We start from the raw sequence: 24,713 nt of genomic DNA, 5'->3' as shown, positions 1-24,713 counted from the left end.
TCCAGAAGTTGTAGCTGTCAGCCGCGGTTGTGCGACTTATTCACGCATCAGCCGGCGACCGCCACCGTCGGCGCGTCTTCACGCACGCTGCGCTGACGCTTGGCGACGATCTTGTTGAGCGCGCCCAGGTAAGCCTTCGCTGAGGCCACCAAGGTGTCGGGATCGGCTGCGCGCGCGGTCATCGAGCGGCCTTCATGGCTCAGCCGGACCGACACTTCCGCCTGCGCATCGGTGCCCTCGGTGACGGCATGCACCTGATACAGTTCCAACTTGGCATCGTGCGGCACCAGCGCCTTGATGCAGTTGAACACCGCGTCCACCGGGCCGTTGCCTTCGGCTTCTTCGATCCGGATCTGGCCGTCGACGTCCAGCTTCATGGTGGCGCGCTGCGGACCATGGGTGCCGGCGATCACCGTCAACGACATCAGCTTGATCTGGTCCTGGCCGTGCAGCAGCTGCTCGTCGACCAAGGCCTCGATGTCCTCGTCGTAGACGTCCTTCTTGCGGTCGGCCAAAGCCTTGAACCGAACGAACACGTCCTCGATCTGGTTGCGCGACAGCTTGTAGCCCAGCTCTTCCAGCTTGTGGATCAAGCCGGCGCGGCCGGAGTGCTTGCCCATCACCAGCGAGGTGCCCTTCACGCCCACCGTTTCGGGCGTCATGATCTCGTAGGTCTGGGCGTTCTTGATCATGCCATCCTGATGGATGCCGCTCTCGTGCGCGAACGCGTTCCGGCCGACGATCGCCTTGTTGTACTGCACCGGGAACGAGGTCGCGGCCGACACCGTCTTGGAGGCGTGAGTCAGCATCGTCGACTCGATCCGGTTCCAGTACGGCAACTTGTCCTGCCGCACCCGCATCGCCATCACCACCTCTTCCAAGGCGGCATTACCGGCGCGCTCGCCGATGCCGTTGATGGTGCATTCGATCTGGCGTGCGCCGCCGGCGACGCCGGCCATCGAATTGGCGACCGCCATGCCGAGGTCGTTATGGCAGTGGACCGAGAACCGCGCCTTGTCGGAATTCGGCACCGTCTCGCGCACCTTGCGGAACAGTTCGCGATATTCCTCAGGCACCGCGTAGCCGACGGTGTCAGGCAAGTTGATGGTGGTGGCGCCGGCCTTGATCGCCGCCTCGATGCAGCGGCACAGGAAGTCGAACTCGGTGCGGGTGGCGTCTTCCGCCGACCACTCGACGTCGTCGGTGTGGTTGCGGGCGCGGGTCACCGACGAGATCACCATCTCGTACACCTGCGCCGCGTCCATCTGCAGCTTGTACTTCATGTGCACCGGCGAGGTGGACAGGAAGGTGTGAATACGGCCGCGCTCGGCCGGCTTGATCGCCTCGGCGCAGCGGTCGATGTCCTTATGGGCCGCACGCGACAAGCCGCAGATCACCGAGTTCTTCGAGCGCTTGGCGATCTCATGCACCGCCTCGAAGTCACCATCGGAGGCGAACGGGTAGCCGGCCTCGATCACGTCGACGCCCATGTCGTCGAGCATCCGGGCGACGTTCAGCTTCTCCTCGAACGTCATGGTGGCGCCGGGGCACTGCTCGCCGTCGCGCAAGGTGGTGTCGAAAATGATGACGCGGTCCTGTTCGGACTGGGTGGCGGTGGTCATGAAAAATGTCCTTTGGTCGGGGCGCCGCGCGGGCGCATGAGGGGCTGACTGTCGTGCGATCCCCTGAGTGCCCAGGCAAAACTGCCCAGACGGCCCTCAGGGGCGGCTAAGAAGCAGCAGCCCGCCAAGCGCGAGGGTCTCGAGCGCTTCGAAAGCGGCGGCGGTCGGAATCAGCACAGCCGGAATCGCGGACGCGGCGGTGATCGCCGTTCCTTCCATTCCAATGCTGCCGCTGCCAATCGTCATTCCCGACACCTTCAGGGTCCTATCGTCGGCGACAACCGCTAAAAGAGCGTTAGGTTGACACAAGAGTCCGACGGACCGAACGGATAGTCTTGTAAACGACCTCGCCACTGTTTCGCAACGCCAAATCGTGGGCAAAAGCCCTGATAAAGCGTCAGAAACCCTGACCTAAACCATGGTCGGGCTGGCGATGCGTCGCCGTGGGTTTCTTCACCCGCCGAAACCGCTTATGGCTGTGCACCAGCCGAACGACCCCGACCGGAGCACCGACGTTGAACTCGATCGCCCATTCCACGCTTGCCGCCGCCAGCCCCACCATCCGCCACGACTGGACCCGCGAGGAAGCCGCGGCGATCTATCATGCGCCGTTCGCCGACCTGATGTTCCGGGCGCAGACGATACACCGCCAGACGTTCGATCCGAACCAGGTTCAGTGCAATCAACTGCTCAACGTCAAGACCGGCGGCTGCGCCGAGGATTGCGGCTATTGTAGCCAGTCCGCCCACCACGACACCGCCCTGCCCGCCTCCAAGCTGATGGAGCCGGCCAAGGTGATCGAGGCCGCCAAGGCGGCCCGCGACGCCGGCGCGACCCGCTATTGCATGGGCGCAGCATGGCGTTCGCCGAAGGAGCGCGACATGGCGCCGGTGATCGAGATGGTGAAGGGCGTCAAGGCGCTCGGCATGGAAGCCTGCATGACGCTCGGCATGCTGACCGACGATCAGGCCAAGCAGCTCGCCGACGCCGGCCTCGACTACTACAACCACAACATCGACACCTCGGAAGAGTTTTACGCCTCGGTGGTGAAGACCCGCAGCTTCGGCGACCGCCTCGACACGCTGGAGAAGGTGCAGGACGCCGGCATCAAGGTGTGCTGCGGCGGCATCTTGGGCCTCGGCGAGAAGCCGACCGACCGTGTCGAGATGCTCCGCACGCTGGCCAACCTGCCGCAGCATCCGGAGAGCGTTCCGATCAACATGCTGATCCCGATCGAGGGCACCCCGATCGCCCAGACCGCGACGCCGGTCGATCCGTTCGAATTCGTCCGCACCATCGCGCTGGCGCGCATCATGATGCCGAAGTCGGATGTCCGCCTCGCCGCCGGCCGCACCGCGATGAGCGACGAGATGCAGGCGCTGTGCTTCCTCGCCGGCGCCAACTCGATCTTCATCGGTGACACCCTGCTGACCACCCCGAACCCGGGCGACAGCAAGGACCGCGCGCTGTTCAACCGCCTCGGTATTACCCCGCGCGACGACCTCGGCGTCCACGCGCATAGCTGAGACGGGAACCAAGAGACCGTCGTGGCCGGTCCCGGCCATGACGGTTGGGAAAGTCATTAGTCCTCGCCGCGCAGCAGCATCGTCAGGAAGGCGGTGACGAAGCGCGGCATCGAGGGCAGAAAATCGTCCTTCGAGCGCACCAGGTACATCCGGCTGAACTCCGGCAGTTCCTCTTTTGCCAGGTGCTTTTCGACCCGGGCCTTCAGCGCCTCGCCCGGCTGATCCACATCCAGAATCCGCAGCATCGCCACGAACGCGCCGGCCTCGACGCAGTGCCAGTGATCGGCGGCGTGGTAATCGAACCGCGTCAGCCCGGTCTCTTCCTTGACCTCGCGCGCCACGCTGGAGGCCATCTCGAGCCGGCGGTTGCGGACGTCGGAAGGATCCGGCGTGCCGCCGGGAAAGTACACCCGGCCGGCATTAGCAGTGTGGGCACCCATCTCGCCGAGCAGGATCGCGCCGTCGCTGGCGCGGAGCACACCCATGCCAAAGCCGTTGAACACGGAGGGGTCTGGAAACTCCCAATCCCGCCAGGACAGAAAGCTGGCGTAGTCGACCTCAAAATACTCTGCACTGAAATACGGGCCATCAAATTGCGGCCGTCGCGCCAGCAGCACGCGACCGTTCCACAGCTCCGGTTGAGCGGCCTGCCGCTGTGTGAAATGCGCATCGATGTCGGCGCGGCGCGCCTGGGCGAAAGGCCACGCGTAGTCGCTGACCCAGAGGTCGAGCTGGCCGACGCGGTGGATCGTAACGGGCGGCGATGAGCTCATTGCAGCGTTATTTTGCGGGGCCGGCCGCCTTCGCCTGTTCGACGAAGGCGTTGGTGTAAGTCTTGGTGACGTCGATATTGGCCTTCGCCACGTCCGGCGAACCAACGCTGAACACCGCCAGCACGGCGTCCGCTCCCTTCGGGTCCATCAGCCCGGTGGTCGAGTACATCGGGATCGTGTTCTTCAGCGCCGCGACGTACTGCGCCTTGTCCTTGCCGACGATGTTGGCCGGCATCTTATCGGCGATCTCCTCGGCCGAATGCGCGTGGATCCAGCTCAGCGTGCCGAGGATCGCCTTGGTCAAGGCAAGCGCCTCGTTCGGATGGGTCTTGATCCAGGCCGTCGTGGCGTATAGCGCGCCGCCCGGATAGTCGCCGCCGAACACCTCGCGGGTGTCGTGCTCGGTGCGGGTGTCGCTGAGGATGCGGAGGTCGGCATGCGCGGCCTGCAGGATCGTCACCGCCGGATCGAGCATCACCGCGGCGTCGATCTGGCCCTGCTGCATCGCCGCCACCGCGGTGGCGCCGAGGCCGACACCGACCACCGAGACGTTGTTCGGATCGATGCCGTTCTTCTTCAGCTGATACTTCAGGAAGAAATCCGTCGACGAGCCTGGGGCGCTGACGCCGACCTTCTTGCCGGCGAGATCCTTGATCGACTTGATCTCCGCGGTGTGGGCCGGAGACACCGCCAGCACCAGACCGGGATAGCGGTCGTACACCACGAAGCTCTGCATCTCCTGCTTCTTCGCGGCGAGGTTGACGGTGTGGTCGAAATAGCCGGAGACGACGTCGGCGCTGCCGCCGAGCACGGCTTTGAGCGCATCCGAGCCGCCCTTGAGGTCGACCAGTTCGACGTTGAGGCCGGCCTTGTCGTACTCGCCGAGCTGCTTGGCCAGCACGGTCGGCAGATAGCACAGGCAAGCGCCGCCGCCGATCGCGATCGTCACCTTGCTCTGCGCCTGAGCGGCGCCGGCGGTGAGCAGGATCGCGGCGAGCGCCGCAGCGAAGTGTCGAAAGCCGGCCTTCATGGCGTTGGTTCTCCCCAGACGAAGCGGCAAGGACAATAAGCCAAAGCCGCGCCCTGCTCTAGTCCGCCTGCTGGGCGCCGCTCGGCTGCGGCCGCCACACCAAGAGGCGCCGTTCGACCAGACTGACCGCGAGGTCGATCAGGATCACGAACACCGACAGCACGAACATCCCGGCAAACACGCCGGCGACATCGAAAGTGCCTTCCGCCTGCTGGATCAGGTAGCCGAGCCCGGCGGCGGCGCCGAGATACTCGCCCACGACTGCACCGACCACCGCAAAGCCGATCGCCGTATGCAGCGATGAGAACATCCAGGACAGCGCCGACGGCCAGAACACGTGGCGCATCATCTGCCGCTCGCTCATGCCGAGCATCCGGGCGTTATCGACCAGCGTCGCGCTGGTCTCCTTGACGCCCTGATAGACGTTGAAGAACACCACGAAGAACACAAGCGTCACGCCGAGCGCGACCTTCGACCAGATCCCCAGCCCCAGCCACAGCGTGAAGATCGGCGCCAGCACCACGCGCGGCAGTGCGTTGACCATCTTCACATAGGGATCGAACACCGCCGCCACCCGCGGCTGCCGGGCGAACCAAAAGCCGACCAGCACGCCGGCGAGCGAGCCGATCACGAAGGCGAGCAGCGACTCCTGCAGCGTGATCCACAAATGCTTCCAGATCACGCCGGAGGCAAACCAGGCGATCACCTGCTTGGCGACGTCGACCGGTGTCGAGAAGAAGAACGGCGGCAGCAGCAGCTTGCCGGCGATCGGCACCGTGGTGAAGATCTGCCACACCGCCAACGCGACGATGGCGACGAGGAACTGCAGGGCGAGGAGCTTTACGCGAGACATGCCGCAGCCCCTCCAAGCGACCATGTAGCACCGAAGCGAAGCGCCCTCTTCTCCCCTCCCCCTTGCGGGGAGGGGTCGAGGGTGGGGGTCCACGGCGGAAGACTATCCTTGGAGCTTCGCCGGACCGAGGCGCCGTCCGCGCGGCGCCCCCACCCCAACCCTCCCCCGCAAGCGGGAGAGGGCGCGCGCTGTGCTCGGGGCAAGTCAGCGGCCAAAGTCAAATGCATCACGCCACCTGCCCATATGCCTTCATCACCTGCTCGCGCAGCACGGCCCAGATCTCACGATGCAGCGTGTGGAAGTCGTGGGTCAGGCGGATTTCGAAGATGTCGCGCGGGCGCGGCAGTTCGATGCGCCAATCGCCGACGATGCGCGACGACGGCCCGGCCGACATGATCACCACCCGGTCGGCGAGCGCGATCGCCTCTTCCAAATCGTGAGTGACGAACAGCACCGCCTTCTTGTGCGCGCTCCACAGCTGCAGCAGCAGATTGCCCATGATCTGCCGGGTCTGAGCATCGAGCGGGTCGAACGGCTCGTCCATCAGCAGGATCTTGGGATCGCGGATCAACACCTGGGCGAGGCCGACGCGCTTGCGCTGGCCGCCGGACAGCATGTGCGGATAGCGCTGCGCGAACGCGCCGAGCCCGACCGTCTCCAGCCAGCCCTGGGCGCGGTTCAGCGCTTCGCTGCGCGGCGTGCCGGCGATTTCCAGCCCGATCGCAACATTGTCGATTGCCGTCTTCCACGGAAACAGCGCATCGGCCTGAAACAGATAGCCGGCCTGCGGGTTGAGGCCGTCGAGCGGCGCCCCGAAGATCCGCACCGCGCCGGCGGCGGGACGCAGCAGCCCGGCCGCCACATTGAGCAACGTCGACTTGCCGCAGCCGGTCGGCCCGACGATGGCAACGAACTCACCATCGGCCACCGTCAGCGTCGCATGCTCCACTGCCGTATAGGTCCGCGCATCGGCGAGGCGGAACGCCACCGTGGCGTCCTGCAGCGCCACCGCCGCATTGTCCATCTGATTCACGCCGTCTCCCCGCTTGCCTGCTCGCCGCGACCATTCAACGCCGCGCGCCGACATGCAAGTCTGGCTTGCGCCCTGCCGCCTCGGGCGGCCATGCTGCGACCATGACGAGCTCAGCTTCGCCGATGATCGCCTATGACCGGATCACCAAGAGTTTCGGCGGCGGCCGGATCAAAGCGATCGACGACGTGTCGCTTGCGGTGCAGCGCGGCGAATTGCTCGCCATCGTCGGCGGCTCGGGCTCCGGCAAAACCACGCTGCTGCGGCTGACCAATCGCCTGATCGACGCGGATGCCGGCGCGATTGCAATCGACGGCCGCGATATCCAAACCGCCGATCCGATCGCGCTCCGCCGCGGCATCGGCATGGTGTTCCAGAATGGCGGGCTGTTCCCCCACCTCACCGTTGCACGCAATATCGGGATCACGCCGAAGCTGCTGAACTGGTCGAAGACCGAAATTACTGCCCGTGTCGATGAACTGCTCCAGCTGGTGCGGCTCGATCCCGCCCAGCATCGGGACCGCCTCCCGCACGAACTCTCCGGCGGCCAGCGCCAACGCGTCGGCGTCGCCCGCGCGCTCGCCGCCAAGCCGGAGATCGTGCTGATGGACGAGCCGTTCGGCGCTCTCGATCCGCTGACCCGCGATGCGCTCGGTGACGATTTTCGCGCGCTGCACGACCGGCTGAAGCTCACCACCGTGCTGATCACCCATGACATTACCGAAGCGTTGCTACTCGCAGACCGGATCGCGGTGATGCATCGCGGACGGCTGCTTGCGCTCGGCAGCGCAACCGAACTTGCGGCTAGCCGAGATGCCTACGTCGCCGAACTCTTGCAGACGCCACGTCGGCAGGCGCAGCGGCTCGGCGTGTTGCTGCCGCAGGACGGCGCGGCATGAGCCTGTTCGCCGACCCGCGCTGGCATGACGCGCTCAGCAATCTACCCGACTATCTCGGCGCCCATGTTCGCGTCAGCCTCGCGGCCCTCGCGCTCGGGCTGATCATCAGCCTGCCGCTGGCAATCTTCGCCCGGCATCGGCCGGTGCTCCGCGGCGCCCTGCTCGGGGTTGCCGGCGTGGTGCAGACCGTCCCTGGCCTTGCGCTGCTGGCGCTGTTCTATCCGCTGCTGCTGGCACTCGCGGCATTGTCGATGAGCGCGTTCGGCGTCGGCTTCTCCGCCTTCGGCTTCCTCCCGGCGGTGCTTGCGCTGGCGCTGTATTCGATGCTGCCGGTGCTACGCAACACCATCACCGGGCTCGATGGTGTCGACCCGGCGCTGATCGAAGCGGCCCAGGGCGTCGGGATGACCGAGCGTCAGGCACTGACCACGGTCGAACTGCCGCTGGCGCTGCCGGTGATCATGGCTGGAATCCGCACCGCCGCGGTGTGGGTGATCGGCACTGCGACGCTGTCGACGCCGATCGGCCAGACCAGTCTCGGCAACTACATCTTCGCCGGCCTGCAGACTCAGAATTGGATTCTGGTACTGTTCGGCTGCGCCGCCGCCGCCGTGCTGGCGCTCACGGTCGATCAGTTGCTGGCTTTGGTGGAAACAGGGCTGCGGCGCGGCAGCCGCTGGCGGATCGGACTGGGGTCAGCAGGCATCGCCGCGATCGTGATCGTGACATTGCTGCCGGCCGCCGCGGGGCGCAGCCCCTACGTGATCGGCGCCAAGACCTTCACCGAGCAATACGTGCTCGCCGCGTTGCTGCAGCAGCGCCTGGAAGCCAGCGGCTTGGCCGCGACGACGCGCGCCGGGCTGGGCTCCAGCGTGATTTACGACGCGCTCAGAAGCGGCGACATCGACGCCTATGTGGACTACTCCGGCACGCTGTGGGCCAATCAGTTCAAGCACCCCGGCATCGCCGCGCGCGATCAGGTGCTGGCCGACCTGAAACAGGATCTCGCCAAAGACGGCGTCACCCTGCTCGGCGAACTCGGCTTCGCCAATGCCTATGCGCTGGTGATGCCGCGCGCCAAAGCCGAGGCGATGAAGATCCGTTCGATCGCCGACCTCGCCGCCCGCGCGCCGTCGATGACGATCGCCGGCGACTACGAGTTCTTCTCGCGGCCGGAATGGGCCAACCTGCGCAGCGCCTACGGGCTCGCTTTCAAGACCGAACGGCAGATGCAGGCGGATTTCATGTACGCCGCCGTCGCCTCCGGCGACGTCGATCTCATCGCCGGCTATACCTCGGACGGGCTGATCGCGAAGTACGACCTCGTCGTGCTCGACGATCCGAAACAGGCGATCCCCCCCTACGACGCGGTGCTGTTGCTGGCGCCGAAGCGCGCAAACGACACTAAACTACACACCGCCCTGCAGCCCCTGCTCGATCGTATCGATATCGAAGCGATGCGCGCCGCTAACCTGCAGGCGGGATCAGGCAGCACACCGCACGTGGTGGCGCGTGCATTGTGGGAGCGCGTGAAGTAGGTCTCGACGTAAGGAGCGTTTTGCCCCGTGCTCGACGAGCCACCTCGCCTTCGGCAGCACCAACTCCGATCTCCTTCGAATTATGATCAGCCATTGAGTCTGCAACAGGAGCGTTCGACAGTGCGAGGGCAAACCCGTTCGGAAGCGTCGCCGCTACCGACGTGGCGCGTGGTGGCCCAGGTCAGCAAGGCGGCCGTGCTGAAGGCTGCCCCCAGCCAGCAAACGCCATCCCAGCCCGCACTGGCATAGGCCGTCGTTGCAGCAATCGCTCCGATCGCACTCCCCGCCGAGTAAAACACCATATAGCCGCCGACAAGACGGCTGCGCGCTTCTGGATGGCGCGCAAAAATTACACTTTGATTGGTGACGTGAACGGCCTGCACCGCGAGGTCGAGGACAATGACGCCGACGAGCAGAAGCGGGATCGATGACGGCAGGCACGCGATCATCGCCCATGACAGCAATAACAGCGAAAGCGCCGATCCGGTCGTCCACTGCGCGAAGCCGCGATCGGCGAGACGCCCGGCGCCCATTGCCGCGGTTGCTCCGGCCAGCCCGACGACGCTCAACAATCCGATCTGCGTGCTCGAATAGTTGAATGGCGCGGCGCTCAACGGCAACACGATCGCGGTCCAGAAGGCGCTGAACGTCGCGAAGATCAAGAGCGCCAAAACACCGCGGACAAGCAACACCCGGTCCCGCAGAAACAAGGCGGGGATGGATCGCAATGTCTCGGCATAGCCGTCAGTGCTGGCCGGCAAAATCTTGCGTGGGAGAACCAGCGTGAGTAGCCCGACCATCACCGCCGTGAGAGCAGCCGAGGTGACGTAAACGGCTCGCCAACCGCCAAGATCCGCCAGCCCACCGGCAACGACCCGCGCGGCCAAAATGCCGATGACGACGCCGCCGGTGACGCTGCCGACCACCTTGCCACGCTCGGCCGGTGCGGCCAGCGCCGCCGCGAAGGCGACCAGCACCTGGACAGCGACGGCGAGCATCCCCATCACCGCCAGGCTGGCGAACAGAACGGCTTCGGTCGTTGCGGTCGCGACGGCGAGCAACGCGACGACCGACAAAAGGCCCTGGCCGACAACGAGGCGACGGCGATCGACGATATCTCCGAGCGGGACGATGAAGATCAGCCCCAGCCCGTAGCCTATCTGCGTCAGTGTAACGACGAGGCCGATCGCGGCGGCGGGAATTCCGAAGTCCTTCGCGATCGGATCGAGCAGCGGCTGGGCGAAGTAGATGTTGGCGACCCTGAGGCCGGCGGCAACTGCAAAGATCAGCGTGGTCGTCCGCGATAGTCCGCCCACCGGCCGGGACCGCTGTCCGGCATCACACGTCTCCTGCATCGGCAACCGCTCCGTCGATTTTGGTCTCGACATGAGACTACTTGCTCCGAACGAATTCTAGTTCTATTTTAAGACCAGTTTGATGGTGGAGAACGACGACGTGGCCAAACGTGTCAGCCATTGGAATGACGGATGCCCAGTTGCCCGGGCGCTCGATGTGATTGGCGACTGGTGGTCCCTGCTGATAATTCGCGACGCCTTCGATGGGGTGCGGCGCTTCGGCGAGTTTCAGAGCAGCCTCGGCATCGCCAAAGGCATGCTGGCCATGCGGCTCCGCGACCTGACCGAACGCGGCATTCTAAAAACCGCGCCGGCTTCGGACGGCACCGCCTACAAAGAATATGTGCTGACAAAGAAGGGAAGCAGCCTGTTCCTCGTCATCGTCGCGCTACGTCAATGGGGCGAGGAGCATCTCTACACGGCCAATGAACCGCGGTCCTCCATGATCGACCGTGAGACGCGCGCACCTGTCCCAAGGCTGGAGCTACTCGGGAAGAACGGTCGGCGTTTGACTTGGCGCGATACCGAGGTGCTGAAGGTCGCCTACAAATGAAGCCGGCCCAACAGTGCGCCAGCGCATGTGATATCCGACCGATCTACGACGCTGGTGCGGCGCTACGTCTTCGGCTTCAGTCCCAGCCGTTTCGCAACAATCTTGTCGATCCAGCGGGGCGGCAGTTTGGTCGACAGCCAAAATTGCAGCGGACCCGGGGTGATGACGTCGTGCGCCTTGGGTGACGGCGCGGTCAGCGCGTCATAGACGCGCTGGGCGATCGTCTCCGGCGGCAAACCGCTTTCGTCCATCTCAGGCAGCAGCGCGCGCAGCTTCTGCAGCGCCGGATAGAACGGTGAGTTCGCAAACCGCGACACGTCCTCCCGCTCGGCCTTGCCCCAGATTGGCGTTTTCACCGCGCCCGGCATGATCACCACCACGTCGATGCCGAACAGCATCAGCTCGCGCCGCAGCCCGTCCGACAGGCCGTTCAGCGCGTGTTTGGAAGCGGAGTACGCAGCCATCAGCGGATTGCCGAACTTGGCGGCGATCGACGACATCATCACGACCCGCCCCGGCGCGCCGCGCAGCGACCGGTCGGTGCCGAGCAGCGGCCCGAACGCCTGGGTCGCGAGAATCGGCCCGATCACATTGACCTCGAACTGGCGGCGGAATTCATCGGCCGGCAAATCGAGCACAGGACCAGCCACCGCGATGCCGGCATTGTTGACGAGCCCGGCAAGTGTCTCGCCGTCGAGCGCCGCGCGCACCTCGTCCGCCGCGGCCCGGACCGCGGCTTCATCCGTAACGTCGAACACCAGCGGCGTGAAGCCGGATCCCAATTCGACAATCAGCCGCTCGGCATCGCTGTGCTTCCGCACGCTACCGAATACCCGGAATCCCTTGTCCAGCAGCATCCGCGCAATGGCATGACCGATCCCGGTGGACACGCCGGTGATGACGATAGACTTCATGGCTTGCTCCGTTCGAACGCCGGGCATCCTACCACAGCAAAACGGGACCGCGTCACCGCGATCCCGTTATATGACAGTTGGTAGAGCACGCCGCGAGGCTAAGCGCGGCGTGCCGAAGCTGCGTTACCGCCCCGCTTCCGCGACCTCGCCCTTGATGACATCGCCGAAGCGCTGCCAGCGTTCGCCCTTGAAGGTCATCATCTGGAACTGATCGATCGGCGCGAAATCGGTCGGCGAGGTGTTGACGGTGACGCCCGGCAACAGGCCGTCGAGCTGCACGCCCTTCATATTGGCCGCCTGCTTCATCAGGTTCTCGCGGGACAGATCGTCGCCGCACATCCTGAGCGCCTGCTCCATGGTCTGAGCGATGCTGTAGCCGGACAGCACGGTGCTTTCCATCGCCTTGCCTTCGGGAATGTATTTTTCGACAAAAGCATGGAATTTCTTCATGCCTGGGTCGTCGTTCCACTGCGGATCGGTCGGGTCCTTGGCGAAGGTGGCGGACACCAGATCCTGTGCGTTCTCGAGGCCGGCCGGCTTCAGGACGGTGCCGAGCGACGACGAGGCGTTGGGCACGATGTGCAGCGGCTTCCAGCCGAGTTCGGCGACCTTCTTGATCGACTGCGCGGCGAACTTGCCGGTGGCGAACGAGAACAGCGTGTCGGCGCCGGACGCCTTCAGCTTCACAATCTGCGAGTCGATGGTGGGCTCGGCGACTTCGTAGCTGGCTTCGGCAACGAGCATCGCCGCGGCCTTGTCGCCGAGCCCTTCCTTCAGGCCACGAATGTAGTCCTTGCCGAAATCGTCGTTCTGATAGAGCACGCCGATCTTGGCGTTCGGCTTCTCCTTCAACAGATACTTGGCGTAGGCGGTGGCTTCGGCCTGGTAGCTCGGCAGCCACCCCATCGTCCACGGAAACTGTTTCGGATCGTTCCAGCGCGTGGCGCCGGTGGCGAGGAACAGCTGCGGCACCTTGCGGGCGTTGAGATACTTCTGGATCGCGACGTTCGACGCGGTGCCGACGTTGCCGACGATCGCCATCACCTCGTCGCTCTCGACCAGCTTGCGAGTCTGCTCGACCGTCTTCGGCGGCGAGTACGCGTCGTCGTAGGAAATCACGTTGATCTTGCGGCCGTTGATGCCGCCTTCTTCGTTGATCTTCTTGAAGTACGCCGCGTAGGTCTTGCCGAGAATGCCGTAAGCCGAAGCCGGACCGCTATACGGCACGGTGTTGCCGAGCTTGATCTCGGTATCGCTGGCACCGGGGCCGTACTTCTTCTGAGCAAGCGCCGGCCCTGCAGCCAGCATCGCGATCGCGGCCGCCAGGGCAGCCACGGAAGTTGTCGTCATACGCATTTTTGATCCTTCTTCTTGCGTTTCCTCGATACGGCAGACGCCGCGCGAAGCTCTCCCATTGACCGGGGCTGTTGTGGCGCGTCAGGGACGCGGATGTTTCAGGTTGTATTCGCCGCGGCGGAGCCGCCCTGCTCCGCCAGTGCGCGAACGTCGGCCGCGGCGGTCTCGACGTGGCGGCGCACTAGGGTCGCGGCCACCGTTTCGTCACGCGCCTCGATCGCAGCCACGAAAGCGCGATGATCATCGAGCGACCGACGGCGGATCGTGTCCGACTCGAAGTAGCGCTCCCGCCAGCGACGGCTCATCAGCATCAGCGGCGTCAACGTCCGCACCAGAATGCGATTCTGGCCGGCGGCGACGAGCGCGAGATGGAATTCGACGTCGGCTTCGGCCATGTCGCCGCCGGCCTGGATCGTCGCCGCGTAGGCTTGCAGTGTGTGGTGGAGCTTGGAGAGATCCGCGTCGGTCCGCCGCCGGCAGGCCAGCCGCAGCGCCTGCTCCTCGCAGATGATCCGGGCCTCGGTGACGTCGCGGGTAACCTGCGGATCGAAGGTCAGTCCGAGATCGGCCTGCAGCACCAGCGCCTCGAGCCCGCCATCCTCGACGGCGTTGCGCAGATAGATCCCCGATTTCGGCCGGCGTTCGGTGATGCGCATTGCGTCCAGCACCGCCAAGGCCTCGCGCACCGAGCTGCGCGCCACTCCGAACCGCTCCGACAGTTCCCGCTCCGACGGCAGCCGATCGCCCTTCTCCAGCCGGTGATGCTGCACGAACTCAAGCGTCTTGCGGACCGTGTGCGAGGTCTCGGAGTTGAGCGGAGCTGCCATAAGTGACCCTACCAATCTGGTCAGACCAGATCAAGCAGGTGAGGCTGCGGCGGATTGCACCGGCGCCAAACGAAAAACGGGACCGCGTCGCCGCGATCCCGTTCTGCTCAATAAGGCCGAATTCTTGCACCGAGCACGGCGAGCTCCCTCGCCCCGCTCTTGCGGGGAGAGGGTTGGGGTGAGGGTCGACGCGAGCACGGAGTCTCGGCTTCGTTGAAACGCCCCCTCACCCGGATTGCTGCGCAATCCGACCTCTCCCCGCACGCGGGGAGAGGTAACTACCCGGCTTAGTTCTTCGACTTGTCGACCAGCGCGCCCTTCTTGATCCAGGGCATCATGTCGCGCAGCTTGGCGCCGACTTCCTCGATCGGGTGCTGCGCCAGCTTGGCGCGGGTGGCCTTGAACGAGGTTTGGTTGACCTTGTTCTCGAGCATCCAGTTGCGGGTGAAGATGCCGTTCTGGATGTCTTCCAGCACCCGCTTCATTTCCGCCTTGGTCTCGGCGGTGATGATGCGCGGACCGGTGACGTACTCGCCGTACTCCGCGGTGTTGGAGATCGAGTAGTTCATGTTGGCGATGCCGCCTTCATAGATCAGGTCGACGATCAGCTTCACTTCGTGCAGGCACTCGAAGTAGGCCATTTCCGGCGCATAGCCGGCTTCGACCAGAGTCTCGAAGCCTGCCTTGATCAGCTCGACCAGACCGCCGCACAGCACCACCTGCTCACCGAACAGGTCGGTCTCGCACTCTTCCTTGAACGAGGTCTCGATGATGCCGGCGCGGCCGCCGCCGATCGCCGAGGCGTACGACAGGCCGAGGTCATGGGCGTTGCCCGAGGCGTCCTTGTGGATCGCGATCAGGCAGGGCACGCCGCCGCCGCGCTGATACTCGGAGCGCACGGTGTGGCCCGGGCCCTTCGGCGCGACCATCAGCACGTCGAGGTCGGCGCGCGGCTCGATCAGGTTGAAGTGGACGTTGAGGCCGTGGGCGAACAGCAGCGCAGCGCCCTGCTTCATGTTGTCGTGCAGATGCTCGCGATAGATGTCGGCCTGCAATTCGTCCGGCGTCAGCATCATCATCACGTCGGCCCACTTGGCGGCCTCGGCGACGTCCATGACCTTAAAGCCGGCGTTCTCGGCCTTCTTGGCCGACGCCGAGCCCTTGCGCAGCGCGATCGCGACGTCCTTGACGCCCGAATCCTTCAGGTTCAGCGCGTGGGCATGGCCCTGGCTGCCATAGCCGATGACGGCGACCTTCTTGCCCTTGATCAGGTTCAGATCGGCGTCGCGATCGTAGTAAACTCGCATCCTCGTTCCTCTTTCTCGGCGGCCCGTCCCGCCCGTGCTGGTATGATCGGGCCATGCCGGCCGACCGTTGAATTGCCGCTGGTTTTTAGGGGTCCGGGTGCCCGGACACAAGCCCGCGGCGGCGATTTGTGGCGGTTAGGACAGCATGGCTGCCGCGATGCGGAAAACCGCCAATCCTACGACTTTCGGCGCTCACCCCACCTCCGGCAACGGCGGCCGGGCGCGGCCGAACAGCAGCATGATCGCAAGGCCCGCGACCACGATCAGCATCCCCGTGAGCCGCAGCGGCCCGAACGTCTCCCCGAACACCAGGCTCGACGCCCCCGCGCCGATGAACGGCACCAGCAATGCAAAGGGCACAACCTGGGCAGCGCTATAAGCGTGCAGCAGCCGCCCCCAGATCCAATAGCCGATGGTGGTCGATCCGACCGACAGCGCCAGCATCGCGCCCATCACGCCGGGCGACAGATGCGTCAGCGACTGGACGATGGCCGGGACGCCATCGCTGACCCAGGCCGCCAAGGCGAGCGGCGGCAGCGACGCCAGGCTGATCCAGGCAAACAGATCGAGCATCGGCACGTCGCGGGCGCGGCGCAGCAACAGATTGGTGAAGGCGAAGCTGATCGGGGCGGTCATCGTCACGGCAAAGGCCAGCACGGTGAAGTCATAGCCCACCGTCAAACAGATCATCAGCAGACCGCAGGCGGCGATCGCAATGCCGGCCAATTGCGCTCCGGTCGGCCGCTCGCCCAGCAACACCGCCGCGAACCCCACCGTAAACAGCGCCTGGCTCTGCACGATCACCGCGGTCAGACCGGCCGGCACGCCGTGGGCGATGCCATAGGTCTGGGTGAGATACTGCCAAACCAGCAGCAGGCTGATTCCGATCCACACCGGCCACGCCAGCTTCGGTCGCGGCAGCAGCAGGCACGGCAGCGCCGTGATGGCGAAACGCAGCAGGTTGAGCAGCGACGGAGACATTTCGGTCAGCGCGTAGCGCGTGAACACGAAGCCGAGGCCCCAGATCACTGCCACCAGAACGGCGAGCGCCGTGTCGGCGGGCTTCATCGTCGTTTCCGTCCCCTCGTCCGGCACCAACCGCGCCGCGTTGCCTGGGTCGTAGCTGATCCGTTTGCGCCCGGTAACCCGCCCCGCACGCGGAGCTGTATCCCGCGCAACGATGCCGCAGCCGGGAACGAAACATCGGGGCAGCCGGTTGGCGAATGGACACCCGGCCAACACCCGCGCCGGGCGCTGCTATCGAAAGGACGATCCGGATATGACGCTGATTCCGCACAACACGCTCGTCGTCGTCGCTGATGGCCGCGGCGCCTTGCTGCTGCGCAACACCGGCAAGCCGGCCGACGTGACGCTGCGCCAGGAGCGCAAGCTCGAGCCTACCAATTTGGACGACGACGGCCCGTCGGGCTCGCGCCCCGAGGAGCAGAGCCAGAGTCAGACCGACGAGGCGACCTTCGCCAAGCAGCTCACCAACACGCTGAACAAGATGAAGCTCGACGGCGAGTTCGACCAGCTGGTGCTGGTCGCCGACCCGCAGACGCTCGGTCAGATCCGCCCGATCCTGCACAAGACCGTCGAAGCCTCGCTGATCCGCTCGCTGGCGAAGGATCTCACCAACCACCCGCTCGATCAGATCGCCGAGGCGATCGCGGCGTAGCGGTTACATCCCCTCCGCGCCGCGGCCGATCGCGGCGACGCCGGTGCGCACCACTTCGACCAGGCCGAGCGGGCGCATCAGCTCGATGAACTGATTGATCTTCGACGAGTTGCCGGTGATCTCGAACACGAAGCTCTCGGTCGAGGCGTCGATCACCCGGGCGCGGAAGGCCTCGGCGAGCCGCAGCGATTCAACGCGATGCTCGCCGACGCCGCGCAGCTTGACCATCGCAAGCTCGCGCTCGATCGAACGGCCGCTCAGCGTCATGTCGACGACCCGATACACCGGGACCATACGGTCGAGCTGGTTCTTGATCTGCTGGATCACCATCGGCGTGCCGGTGGTGACGATGGTGATCCGGGACAGATGCTTCTGCGCCTCGGTCTCCGACACCGTGAGGCTTTCGATGTTGTAGCCGCGGCCCGAGAACAACCCGATCACTCGGGCCAGAACGCCGGGCTCGTTCTGCACGATCACCGACAGCGTATGAGTCTCGTTCGGATCGTGGCGCTCTTCCATGAAGTAAGCGGATGCGGGCTGGGTCATGTCTGTTCTCAGGTTTGAGCCGAATTATCAGTGAGCGTCATTGCCGGGCTTGACCCGGCAATCCATCATTCTTGCGAAGATCGATGGATGCGCGGGTCAAGCCCGCGCATGACGTCGTTGTTGCAGCGAAGCGTCTTGGATCACACCAGTGCCTTGCCGCCGGCGAAGGCGGCTGCGGTGGCTTCGTCGGTGGCTTCGGCCGGCAACAGCATTTCGTTGTGCGCCTTGCCCGAGGGGATCATCGGGAAGCAGTTCTCCAGCGCGGCGACGCGGCAGTCGAACAACACCGGCTTGTTCACCTTGATCATGTCCTGGATCGCGCCGTCGAGATCGGACGGCTTGATCACCTGCATGCCGACTGCGCCGTAAGCTTCAGCCAGTTTGACGAAGTCCGGCATCGCTTCGGTGTAGGAGTGCGACAGCCGGTTGCCGTGCAGTAGCTGCTGCCACTGCCGCACCATGCCCATGTACTGATTGTTCAAGATGAAGATCTTGATCGGCAGTTCGTACTGCACCGCCGTCGCCATCTCCTGGATCGTCATCTGCACCGAAGCATCGCCGGCGATGTCGACGACGAGGCTGCCCGGATGCGCCACCTGCACGCCGAGGGCTGCCGGCAGGCCGTAGCCCATGGTGCCGAGGCCGCCGGAGGTCATCCAGCGCTTCGGCTGGTCGAAGCCATAGAACTGCGCCGCCCACATCTGATGCTGACCGACTTCGGTCGTGATGTAGGTATCACGGCCGCGGGTCGCCTCGTACAGCCGCTGGATCGCGTATTGCGGCATGATGACGTCGTTATTCTTCTTGTAGGCAAGCGAATTGCGCGCGCGCCAGGTCGCGACTTGCTGCCACCACTGCTTGATGTCGGGCTTCTTGGCCTCGGCCTTGAAGACGCCGAGCAGATCCTCGAGCACCGTGGCGACGTCGCCGATGATCGGCACGTCGACCCGGATGTTCTTGTTGATCGACGACGGATCGATGTCGATGTGGATCTTCTTGGCGTTCGGCGCGAACGCGTCGGTGCGGCCGGTGATGCGGTCATCGAACCGCGCGCCGATGCACAGCATGACGTCGCAACCATGCATCGTCATGTTGGCTTCGTAGGTGCCGTGCATGCCCAGCATGCCGAGCCAGTTCTTGCCCGAGGCCGGATAGGCGCCGAGGCCCATCAGCGTCGAGGTGATCGGAAAGTCGGTGATCTCGACCAGCTCACGCAGCAGCCGCGACGCTTCGGGCCCGGAATTGACCACGCCGCCGCCGGAATAGATCACCGGGCGCTTGGCATTCGCCAGCAGTGCAACCGCCTTGCGGATCTGAGCAGGGTCGCCCTTCTTGTTCGGCACATAAGAGACGTGGACGTCGGCCTTGCGCGGCGGATGATAGGTGCCGGTGGCGAACTGCACGTCCTTCGGGACGTCGACCACCACCGGACCCGGACGGCCGCTGGTCGCGACATAGAACGCCTCGTGCAGCACCTTCGGAAGATCCTCGATCCGGCGCACCAGCCAATTGTGCTTGGTGCACGGCCGGGTGATGCCGACGGTGTCGCATTCCTGGAAGGCGTCGTTGCCGATCAGATGGGTCGGCACCTGGCCGGTGATGCACACCAGCGGGATCGAATCCATCAGCGCGTCGGCGAGCGGGGTCACCATATTGGTGGCACCCGGCCCCGAGGTCACCAGCACCACGCCCGGCTTGCCGGTCGAGCGCGCATAGCCCTCGGCCGCATGGCCGGCGCCCTGCTCGTGGCGGACCAGAATGTGTTGGACGTCCGACTGCTGGAAGATCTCGTCGTAGATCGGAAGGACTGCGCCGCCCGGATAGCCGAAGATGTGCTCGACACCGTGATCCTTCATCGCGCGGACGATCATCGCCGCACCGGTCATCTGGTTCGGATCGTGGCTATTGCTGTCGCTCATGGTTGGCTCCGGATGCGCCTTCGGGCGCTGTCGTTCGTGGTTCGGGATGGATCAGGCAATAAAAAAGGGCCCGTCGAAGGCCCTCAGCGCACCGTCCGTTCGCGGGGTGGAGTCTATCCACCCCCGGCGGTGCGCCTGGGTACGATGACGAGAAGCAGGTCGGAAATTTTGTGTCGCATGTGGCCGGCTCGGCTTCCCAAAGGTTGCGCGGGACCATACCCCTCAAACCTTGAATGTCAAGGCGGGGGAAGACCCGTACGGATCAAACCTTAGCCGGATTTTGGGGTGGTCGCGAGCGGTAATAACAGGCAGGCGGGCATGCTGCGGAGTATGATGCGCGGGTCCGGTACGCTCCAGCTGCAGCCGTTTTGCGCAGGCGGTCGTGCCTGAACCGCCACGCCAGCCTCCCCTACCCCAAGGGCGTCATTCCGGGGTCGCGCTACGCGCGCGCCGGAATGACAGTGTTCAGCAACGCGTCCGCCTCCTCGGGCCTCACCCATTTGAATTCCGGCAGCTGGTGCCGAAACCAGGTGAACTGACGTTTGGCATAGTGCCGGGTGTCGGCCGCACCGATCGCGGCGGCCTCGTCGAGGCTGATTTCGCCGCGCAGGTGCCGGATCAGCGCTGGCACGCCGTGGGCTTTCATCGCCGGCAGCAGCGGATCGAGCCGGCGCTCAGCCAGGGCGGCAACCTCGTCCAGCGCGCCGGACTGCAGCATTGCGGCGAATCGGGAGTCGATCCGCGCGTACAGCGCCTCGCGATCCGGGGCCAGGAATACTGCCACCACGTCGTCCGGCGGCAATAGCGGCGGCGAAGCCTGCTGGTGCCAGTCGGCCAATGGCCGACCGGTCGCCAGCACGACCTCCAGCGCCCGTGCGATTCGGGTGCGGTCGGCCGGCGCCAGCCGTGCCGCCGCCTCCGGATCGTGGCCCGCCAGCTCCGCGTGCAACGCCTGCACCCCGTGCCGGTCGAGCCGCAGCCGCACCGCGTCGCGGACCTCGGCCGGCACCGGCGGCACCGCCGAAAGCCCCCGCGTCAAAGCCTTGAAATAGAGCCCGGTCCCGCCGATCAGGATCGGCAGCTGCCCGGCGGCGCGCGCGTCGGCCAGCACCGCAGCGGCGGCCTCGACATAAGCCCCGGCGGAGAAATTCACCGCGGCATCGACCGTGCCGTAAAGGCGATGCGGCGCCAGCGCCTCCTCTTCCAGTGTCGGCCTGGCGGTGATGATGCGAAGGTCGCGATACACCTGCATCGAATCGGTGTTGATGACGGTGCCGCCGCTCGCTTGTGCCAGCTTCAGCGCCAAGGCCGACTTGCCGCTGGCGGTCGGCCCTGCGATAAGCACGGCCGCCGGCCGCCGGCCGCGCCGTTCCGGACCTTCCGCTGTCATGTCGCTCGTCGCCACGCTCATCTGCAATCCGAACAATCCCGCGCTGGATTCGACCGTGATCGAGGGGGCGCGTGCGGTGCTGCCTCAGCCCAACGAAGCAGTCTGGCTGCACGACGAGATCGCCGCCGACATCTTCTTTGCCAGCACCGAAGATCCCCTGGTGCTCGCCGACCGGCTACGCGCCGCCCGCGGCGACCTTCCGGTCGACGTCGTGGTGCAGCCTGCCGCGACCCGGCGCAAGAAGCTTTTTCTTGCCGACATGGATTCGACCATGATCGGCCAGGAATGTATCGACGAGCTCGCCGGCTTCGTCGGGCTGAAGGACCACGTCGCTGCGATCACCGAGCGGGCGATGCGCGGCGAGATCGAATTCGAGCCGGCGCTGCGTGAGCGCGTCGCGCTGCTCAAGGGCCTGCCGCTCGACGTGATCGGCCAGGTGCTGGACACCCGGATCACGCTGACGCCCGGCGGCCGCGCGGTGGTGCAGACGATGCGCGCCAATGGCGCCTACACCTGCCTGGTGTCCGGCGGCTTCACTCAATTCACCCATGTGGTGGCCGAACGACTCGGCTTTGCAGAACACCGCGCCAATGAGCTTCTCAGTCAGGACGGTAAGCTGACCGGCACGGTCGCCGAGCCGATCCTCGGCCGCGACGCCAAGCTGGCGACGCTGCTCGAGCTGCGCGAAGCCGACGATCTCGATGCGATCGACACGCTGGTGGTCGGCGATGGCGCCAATGATCTCGGCATGATCCAGGCCGCCGGTCTCGGAATCGCCTATCACGCCAAGCCTGCGGTCGCCGCAGCGGCCCACGGCCGTATCGATTTCGGCGACCTCACCGCGCTGCTCTATGCGCAGGGCTATCGGCGGGACGAATTCGTCGCCGACTGATCCCTTCCCTGTCTTGGTCCCAGGCTAACGCAGCAGCTCCCGCCGATAGTGCTCGCGCAAATCGGCCAGCACGATTCCCGACGCCATCATCACCGCGTGGATGTGCAGGATGAAAGCTTCGGGCGGCGAGAAGCCCTCGATGCGTGCCAACTGCGCCAGAACCGCTTCAGCTTGAGCCCGATCCTCGCCGGCCCTATCGGCACGCAGCGCAATCGTGGTGATCCGCTGCGGGAGCAGGCTCGCGACCACCGCGCCGTAAGGCCGAACACCATCGGCAATCGCGTCACGCATGGCCGGCGGCAGCCGCTCCGGCACATACCAGTTCTCGGCTTCCGACAGCACACGATCGCCCCAGTGCAGCCAGACCCGGCGGCGGCGTAGCGTTTCGCCGGCCCGCGGCTGCAACGGTCCATCGTAGCAATCCGCCGCCACCGTCTCGTCGGCGAGCAGCGTGATCGCGATCGCCTCGGCCTCATAAGGATGATGGCGCCGGCACCACGCGATCAGCGCCGCAGTCGCGGTGTCATGCTCCCGCATGACCTTCAGGAACTTGTCGACGCTGCTCACGAACTCGGCCCAGCTTTCAACGAACGCGCCACGCAACAGGCCGTGGCATCAGCCGGGTATCGGTCTGTGGCGGCGATTCCACCATTCACCGATCCTCCAATGCGGCATCACGTCCTCTCGCCAAAACCTGCTCGTCAGGACTTGGCGCATTTGGTGGTCGCCGCATCGTGTCATCGTCAACAGCGCGTTAATCCGGATCGCGCGAACATCGTTCAAATGACGTACTTTGGCGTCCGCGATTACCTCAAAAATGCACCGATGTGGCTGCGCCACGTACCAAACTTGATCAATTGTCGAAAGGACCGGGGACCGCTCACTTAACAGTTTGTCCAGCAACGCTGCCCATAGTCACGCTCGAAATTCCTCATCTGTGAGTTTGCGAGACATGGCAGAAGCTGTTGCTCAAGGGGCGTTCGGCAAGGTGATCTCGGTGCGCGGTTCCGGTGCGCGCGTCGGGCTGTTGCCGTCGAGCCGGCTGGTGCCCTCTGCCGTCCGCGCCACCGTGGGCCGCTTCGTCAGCATCCGGACCGCAAGCTCCACCATCATCGCGATCATCACCGAGGTATCGAGCGAGAACCTCGCCGAGACCGACGAGCATATCGCGGTCGCGTCGGTCGACCTGCTCGGCGAGATCCTGCCCGGGCCGCTGCGGCCGAAGTTCCAGCGCGGCGTCACCAACTACCCGACCATCGGCGACTCGGTGGACCTGATCTCCAGCGACGACCTGCGCATCGTGTATGAGCCGACCGGCTCCGACCAGATCGATGTCGGCACGCTGCAGCAGGATCCGTCGGTGATCGCCTATGTCGACATCGAAGAAATGCTGTCGAAGCATTTCGCCGTGCTCGGCTCGACCGGCGTCGGCAAATCGACCGGCGTGTCGCTGCTGCTCAACGAGATCCTGAAGTCGCGCCCGGCGCTGCGCATCTTCCTGCTGGACGTCCACAACGAATACGGCCGCAGCTTCGGTGACAAGGCGCTGGTGCTCAATCCGCGCAATCTGAAGCTGCCGTTCTGGCTGTTCAACTTCGAGGAAATCGTCGACGTGCTGTTCGCCGGCCGTCCCGGCGTGCCAGAAGAACTCGACATCCTGGCCGAGGTGATCCCCGTCGCCAAAGGCCTTTACGTGCAATACACCAGCACCGACCGGCTCGGCCTCAAGCGGGTCGATCCGAAGTCGATCGGCTACACCGCCGACACGCCGGTGCCGTATCGCCTCGTCGACCTGATCTCGCTGATCGACGAGCGCATGGGCAAGCTGGAAAACCGTTCCTCGCGCATCATCTATCACAAGCTGATCTCGCGCATCGAAACCGTGCGCAACGACCCGCGCTACGCCTTCATGTTCGACAACGCCAATGTCGGCGGCGACACCATGGCGGAAGTGATCAGCCATCTGTTCCGCCTGCCCGCCAACGGCAAGCCGATGACGATCATGCAGCTCGCCGGCTTCCCGGCCGAGGTGGTCGACTCGGTGGTGTCGGTGCTGTGCCGGATGGCATTCGACTTCGGCCTGTGGAGCGACGGCGTGTCGCCGCTGCTGTTCGTCTGCGAAGAAGCCCACCGCTACGCTGCCGCCGACCGCGCGATCGGCTTCGGCCCGACCCGCAAGGCGGTGTCGCGCATCGCCAAGGAAGGCCGCAAATACGGCGTCTATCTGGGCCTCGTCACCCAGCGCCCGGCCGAGCTCGACGCGACGATCCTGTCCCAGTGCAACACGCTGTTCGCGATGCGGCTCGCCAACGACCGCGACCAGTCGCTGCTGCGCTCGGCGGTGTCCGACGCCGCCGCCAACCTGCTCTCCTTCGTGCCTTCGCTCGGCACCCGCGAAGTGCTGGCGTTCGGCGAAGGCGTGGCGCTGCCGACCCGGCTACGCTTCAAAGAAGTGCCGGCGCATCAGCTGCCGCGCAGCGAGGCTGCGATCTCGACAGTGCCGTCGGCGGCCGCGGGCAACGACATGCACTTCGTCAGTGCGGTGCTGGAGCGCTGGCGCGGCGCCACCTCGCATCGCGACGTGCCGAACGATCCGGGCATCACCGAGCGCCCGCTCGCACGGACGATGGATGCTCCGATGCTGCAGCCCTCGCTCGGGCTCGATCCGGACCGCTTCTCGCTGCTGAAGAAGCCGCTGCGCTGAG

General features: G+C 65.2%; 23 protein-coding genes. 7 read left to right on the top strand and 16 right to left on the bottom strand.

All coding sequences use genetic code 11. From position 1 onward, the window contains the following. Window positions 1-47: 47 nt before the first annotated feature. Complete coding sequence (locus LRC39_RS10385) at window positions 48-1,622, bottom strand: 2-isopropylmalate synthase (RefSeq protein WP_346297180.1); 1,575 nt, start codon at window positions 1,620-1,622, stop codon at window positions 48-50. Between the two features lie 96 nt (window positions 1,623-1,718). After that, complete coding sequence (locus LRC39_RS10380; RefSeq protein ID WP_159059326.1) at window positions 1,719-1,868, bottom strand: hypothetical protein; 150 nt, start codon at window positions 1,866-1,868, stop codon at window positions 1,719-1,721. Window positions 1,869-2,137: 269 nt separating this feature from the next. On the opposite strand from LRC39_RS10380, the gene bioB reads away from it, so the two are divergent. Continuing rightward, complete coding sequence (gene bioB, locus LRC39_RS10375) at window positions 2,138-3,148, top strand: biotin synthase BioB (protein WP_107343993.1); 1,011 nt, start codon at window positions 2,138-2,140, stop codon at window positions 3,146-3,148. 56 nt (window positions 3,149-3,204) lie between these two features. Here the strand turns inward: bioB and LRC39_RS10370 are convergent, their stop codons facing one another. From LRC39_RS10370 to LRC39_RS10355, 4 genes are all read right to left on the bottom strand, one after another. Further along, window positions 3,205-3,921 carry an NUDIX hydrolase gene (locus LRC39_RS10370; RefSeq protein WP_263991399.1) on the bottom strand — a complete coding sequence of 239 codons (717 nt, stop codon included), beginning with the start codon at window positions 3,919-3,921 and terminating at the stop codon, window positions 3,205-3,207. 7 nt (window positions 3,922-3,928) lie between these two features. Next, entirely contained in the window at window positions 3,929-4,951 is a 1,023-nt protein-coding gene (locus LRC39_RS10365) for an ABC transporter substrate-binding protein (protein ID WP_346297179.1), read from the bottom strand. A gap of 58 nt (window positions 4,952-5,009) precedes the next feature. Next, complete coding sequence (locus LRC39_RS10360) at window positions 5,010-5,804, bottom strand: ABC transporter permease (RefSeq protein ID WP_263991397.1); 795 nt, start codon at window positions 5,802-5,804, stop codon at window positions 5,010-5,012. A gap of 226 nt (window positions 5,805-6,030) precedes the next feature. Next, window positions 6,031-6,828, bottom strand: coding sequence for an ABC transporter ATP-binding protein (locus LRC39_RS10355; protein WP_346297496.1), 798 nt, complete (start codon window positions 6,826-6,828; stop codon window positions 6,031-6,033). Between the two features lie 110 nt (window positions 6,829-6,938). Here LRC39_RS10355 and LRC39_RS10350 point away from each other — a divergent pair, with 110 nt between their 5' ends. Both LRC39_RS10350 and LRC39_RS10345 read left to right on the top strand, forming a co-directional pair. After that, a complete protein-coding gene (locus LRC39_RS10350) occupies window positions 6,939-7,733 on the top strand; it encodes an ATP-binding cassette domain-containing protein (RefSeq protein ID WP_346297178.1) in 795 nt (264 codons plus the stop codon). Next, the gene (locus tag LRC39_RS10345; protein ID WP_346297177.1) at window positions 7,730-9,271 is read left to right on the top strand and encodes an ABC transporter permease/substrate-binding protein; all 1,542 of its coding nucleotides are present in this window, start codon (window positions 7,730-7,732) and stop codon (window positions 9,269-9,271) included. The genes LRC39_RS10350 and LRC39_RS10345 overlap by 4 nt, the downstream gene beginning before the upstream one ends. Window positions 9,272-9,357: 86 nt before the next feature. Here LRC39_RS10345 and LRC39_RS10340 read toward each other — a convergent pair whose 3' ends face one another. Next, complete coding sequence (locus LRC39_RS10340) at window positions 9,358-10,626, bottom strand: MFS transporter (protein ID WP_346297176.1); 1,269 nt, start codon at window positions 10,624-10,626, stop codon at window positions 9,358-9,360. A gap of 100 nt (window positions 10,627-10,726) precedes the next feature. Between LRC39_RS10340 and LRC39_RS10335 the strand changes: the two genes are divergently transcribed. Next, entirely contained in the window at window positions 10,727-11,179 is a 453-nt protein-coding gene (locus tag LRC39_RS10335; RefSeq protein WP_430624941.1) for a winged helix-turn-helix transcriptional regulator, read from the top strand. 62 nt (window positions 11,180-11,241) lie between these two features. Here the strand turns inward: LRC39_RS10335 and LRC39_RS10330 are convergent, their stop codons facing one another. The 5 genes from LRC39_RS10330 to LRC39_RS10310 all read right to left on the bottom strand — a co-directional run bounded on the left by LRC39_RS10330 (window position 11,242) and on the right by LRC39_RS10310 (window position 16,651). Next, window positions 11,242-12,093, bottom strand: coding sequence for an SDR family oxidoreductase (locus LRC39_RS10330; protein ID WP_346297174.1), 852 nt, complete (start codon window positions 12,091-12,093; stop codon window positions 11,242-11,244). 123 nt (window positions 12,094-12,216) lie between these two features. Beyond that, on the bottom strand, window positions 12,217-13,449 hold the full coding sequence (locus LRC39_RS10325) for an ABC transporter substrate-binding protein (RefSeq protein WP_346297173.1): 1,233 nt from the start codon (window positions 13,447-13,449) through the stop codon (window positions 12,217-12,219). Window positions 13,450-13,547: 98 nt separating this feature from the next. Continuing rightward, complete coding sequence (locus tag LRC39_RS10320; RefSeq protein WP_346297172.1) at window positions 13,548-14,276, bottom strand: FadR/GntR family transcriptional regulator; 729 nt, start codon at window positions 14,274-14,276, stop codon at window positions 13,548-13,550. A gap of 287 nt (window positions 14,277-14,563) precedes the next feature. After that, window positions 14,564-15,583, bottom strand: a complete 1,020-nt coding sequence (ilvC, locus tag LRC39_RS10315; protein ID WP_107355196.1) for a ketol-acid reductoisomerase — start codon at window positions 15,581-15,583, stop codon at window positions 14,564-14,566. Window positions 15,584-15,775: 192 nt separating this feature from the next. Continuing rightward, the gene (locus LRC39_RS10310; protein ID WP_346297171.1) at window positions 15,776-16,651 is read right to left on the bottom strand and encodes an EamA family transporter; all 876 of its coding nucleotides are present in this window, start codon (window positions 16,649-16,651) and stop codon (window positions 15,776-15,778) included. A gap of 211 nt (window positions 16,652-16,862) precedes the next feature. Here LRC39_RS10310 and LRC39_RS10305 point away from each other — a divergent pair, with 211 nt between their 5' ends. Further along, on the top strand, window positions 16,863-17,261 hold the full coding sequence (locus LRC39_RS10305) for a host attachment family protein (protein ID WP_346297170.1): 399 nt from the start codon (window positions 16,863-16,865) through the stop codon (window positions 17,259-17,261). Window positions 17,262-17,264: 3 nt separating this feature from the next. Here LRC39_RS10305 and ilvN read toward each other — a convergent pair whose 3' ends face one another. The 3 genes from ilvN to miaA all read right to left on the bottom strand — a co-directional run bounded on the left by ilvN (window position 17,265) and on the right by miaA (window position 21,116). Beyond that, a complete protein-coding gene (gene ilvN, locus LRC39_RS10300; RefSeq protein ID WP_107343983.1) occupies window positions 17,265-17,807 on the bottom strand; it encodes an acetolactate synthase small subunit in 543 nt (180 codons plus the stop codon). Between the two features lie 140 nt (window positions 17,808-17,947). Next, on the bottom strand, window positions 17,948-19,726 hold the full coding sequence (locus LRC39_RS10295; RefSeq protein ID WP_346297169.1) for an acetolactate synthase 3 large subunit: 1,779 nt from the start codon (window positions 19,724-19,726) through the stop codon (window positions 17,948-17,950). A 439-nt stretch (window positions 19,727-20,165) separates the two neighbouring features. Then, entirely contained in the window at window positions 20,166-21,116 is a 951-nt protein-coding gene (gene miaA, locus LRC39_RS10290) for a tRNA (adenosine(37)-N6)-dimethylallyltransferase MiaA (RefSeq protein WP_346297495.1), read from the bottom strand. Between miaA and serB the strand changes: the two genes are divergently transcribed. Beyond that, window positions 21,115-22,008, top strand: coding sequence for a phosphoserine phosphatase SerB (gene serB, locus LRC39_RS10285; RefSeq protein ID WP_042440982.1), 894 nt, complete (start codon window positions 21,115-21,117; stop codon window positions 22,006-22,008). The genes miaA and serB overlap by 2 nt on opposite strands. Window positions 22,009-22,032: 24 nt before the next feature. Here the strand turns inward: serB and LRC39_RS10280 are convergent, their stop codons facing one another. Continuing rightward, complete coding sequence (locus LRC39_RS10280; RefSeq protein ID WP_346297168.1) at window positions 22,033-22,575, bottom strand: hypothetical protein; 543 nt, start codon at window positions 22,573-22,575, stop codon at window positions 22,033-22,035. A gap of 385 nt (window positions 22,576-22,960) precedes the next feature. Here LRC39_RS10280 and LRC39_RS10275 point away from each other — a divergent pair, with 385 nt between their 5' ends. Further along, complete coding sequence (locus LRC39_RS10275) at window positions 22,961-24,712, top strand: ATP-binding protein (RefSeq protein WP_107355188.1); 1,752 nt, start codon at window positions 22,961-22,963, stop codon at window positions 24,710-24,712. Window position 24,713 lies beyond the last annotated feature (1 nt).

Source organism: Rhodopseudomonas sp. P1 (assembly GCF_039642825.1).
GTDB lineage: Bacteria > Pseudomonadota > Alphaproteobacteria > Rhizobiales > Xanthobacteraceae > Rhodopseudomonas > Rhodopseudomonas palustris_H.
Note: the sequence above shows the minus strand (reverse complement) of the source record. Positions and strands in the feature narration are given on the sequence as shown.

Coding starts and splice junctions, on each gene's coding strand:
- LRC39_RS10385 (WP_346297180.1), bottom strand. CDS start 1,622: ATGACCACCGCCACCCAGTCCGAACAGGACCGCGTCATCATTTTCGAC.
- LRC39_RS10380 (WP_159059326.1), bottom strand. CDS start 1,868: ATGACGATTGGCAGCGGCAGCATTGGAATGGAAGGAACGGCGATCACC.
- LRC39_RS10370 (WP_263991399.1), bottom strand. CDS start 3,921: ATGAGCTCATCGCCGCCCGTTACGATCCACCGCGTCGGCCAGCTCGAC.
- LRC39_RS10365 (WP_346297179.1), bottom strand. CDS start 4,951: ATGAAGGCCGGCTTTCGACACTTCGCTGCGGCGCTCGCCGCGATCCTG.
- LRC39_RS10360 (WP_263991397.1), bottom strand. CDS start 5,804: ATGTCTCGCGTAAAGCTCCTCGCCCTGCAGTTCCTCGTCGCCATCGTC.
- LRC39_RS10355 (WP_346297496.1), bottom strand. CDS start 6,828: ATGGACAATGCGGCGGTGGCGCTGCAGGACGCCACGGTGGCGTTCCGC.
- LRC39_RS10350 (WP_346297178.1), top strand. CDS start 6,939: ATGACGAGCTCAGCTTCGCCGATGATCGCCTATGACCGGATCACCAAG.
- LRC39_RS10345 (WP_346297177.1), top strand. CDS start 7,730: ATGAGCCTGTTCGCCGACCCGCGCTGGCATGACGCGCTCAGCAATCTA.
- LRC39_RS10340 (WP_346297176.1), bottom strand. CDS start 10,626: ATGCAGGAGACGTGTGATGCCGGACAGCGGTCCCGGCCGGTGGGCGGA.
- LRC39_RS10330 (WP_346297174.1), bottom strand. CDS start 12,093: ATGAAGTCTATCGTCATCACCGGCGTGTCCACCGGGATCGGTCATGCC.
- LRC39_RS10325 (WP_346297173.1), bottom strand. CDS start 13,449: ATGCGTATGACGACAACTTCCGTGGCTGCCCTGGCGGCCGCGATCGCG.
- LRC39_RS10320 (WP_346297172.1), bottom strand. CDS start 14,276: ATGGCAGCTCCGCTCAACTCCGAGACCTCGCACACGGTCCGCAAGACG.
- ilvC (WP_107355196.1), bottom strand. CDS start 15,583: ATGCGAGTTTACTACGATCGCGACGCCGATCTGAACCTGATCAAGGGC.
- LRC39_RS10310 (WP_346297171.1), bottom strand. CDS start 16,651: ATGAAGCCCGCCGACACGGCGCTCGCCGTTCTGGTGGCAGTGATCTGG.
- LRC39_RS10305 (WP_346297170.1), top strand. CDS start 16,863: ATGACGCTGATTCCGCACAACACGCTCGTCGTCGTCGCTGATGGCCGC.
- ilvN (WP_107343983.1), bottom strand. CDS start 17,807: ATGACCCAGCCCGCATCCGCTTACTTCATGGAAGAGCGCCACGATCCG.
- LRC39_RS10295 (WP_346297169.1), bottom strand. CDS start 19,726: ATGAGCGACAGCAATAGCCACGATCCGAACCAGATGACCGGTGCGGCG.
- serB (WP_042440982.1), top strand. CDS start 21,115: ATGTCGCTCGTCGCCACGCTCATCTGCAATCCGAACAATCCCGCGCTG.
- miaA (WP_346297495.1), bottom strand. CDS start 21,116: ATGACAGCGGAAGGTCCGGAACGGCGCGGCCGGCGGCCGGCGGCCGTG.
- LRC39_RS10275 (WP_107355188.1), top strand. CDS start 22,961: ATGGCAGAAGCTGTTGCTCAAGGGGCGTTCGGCAAGGTGATCTCGGTG.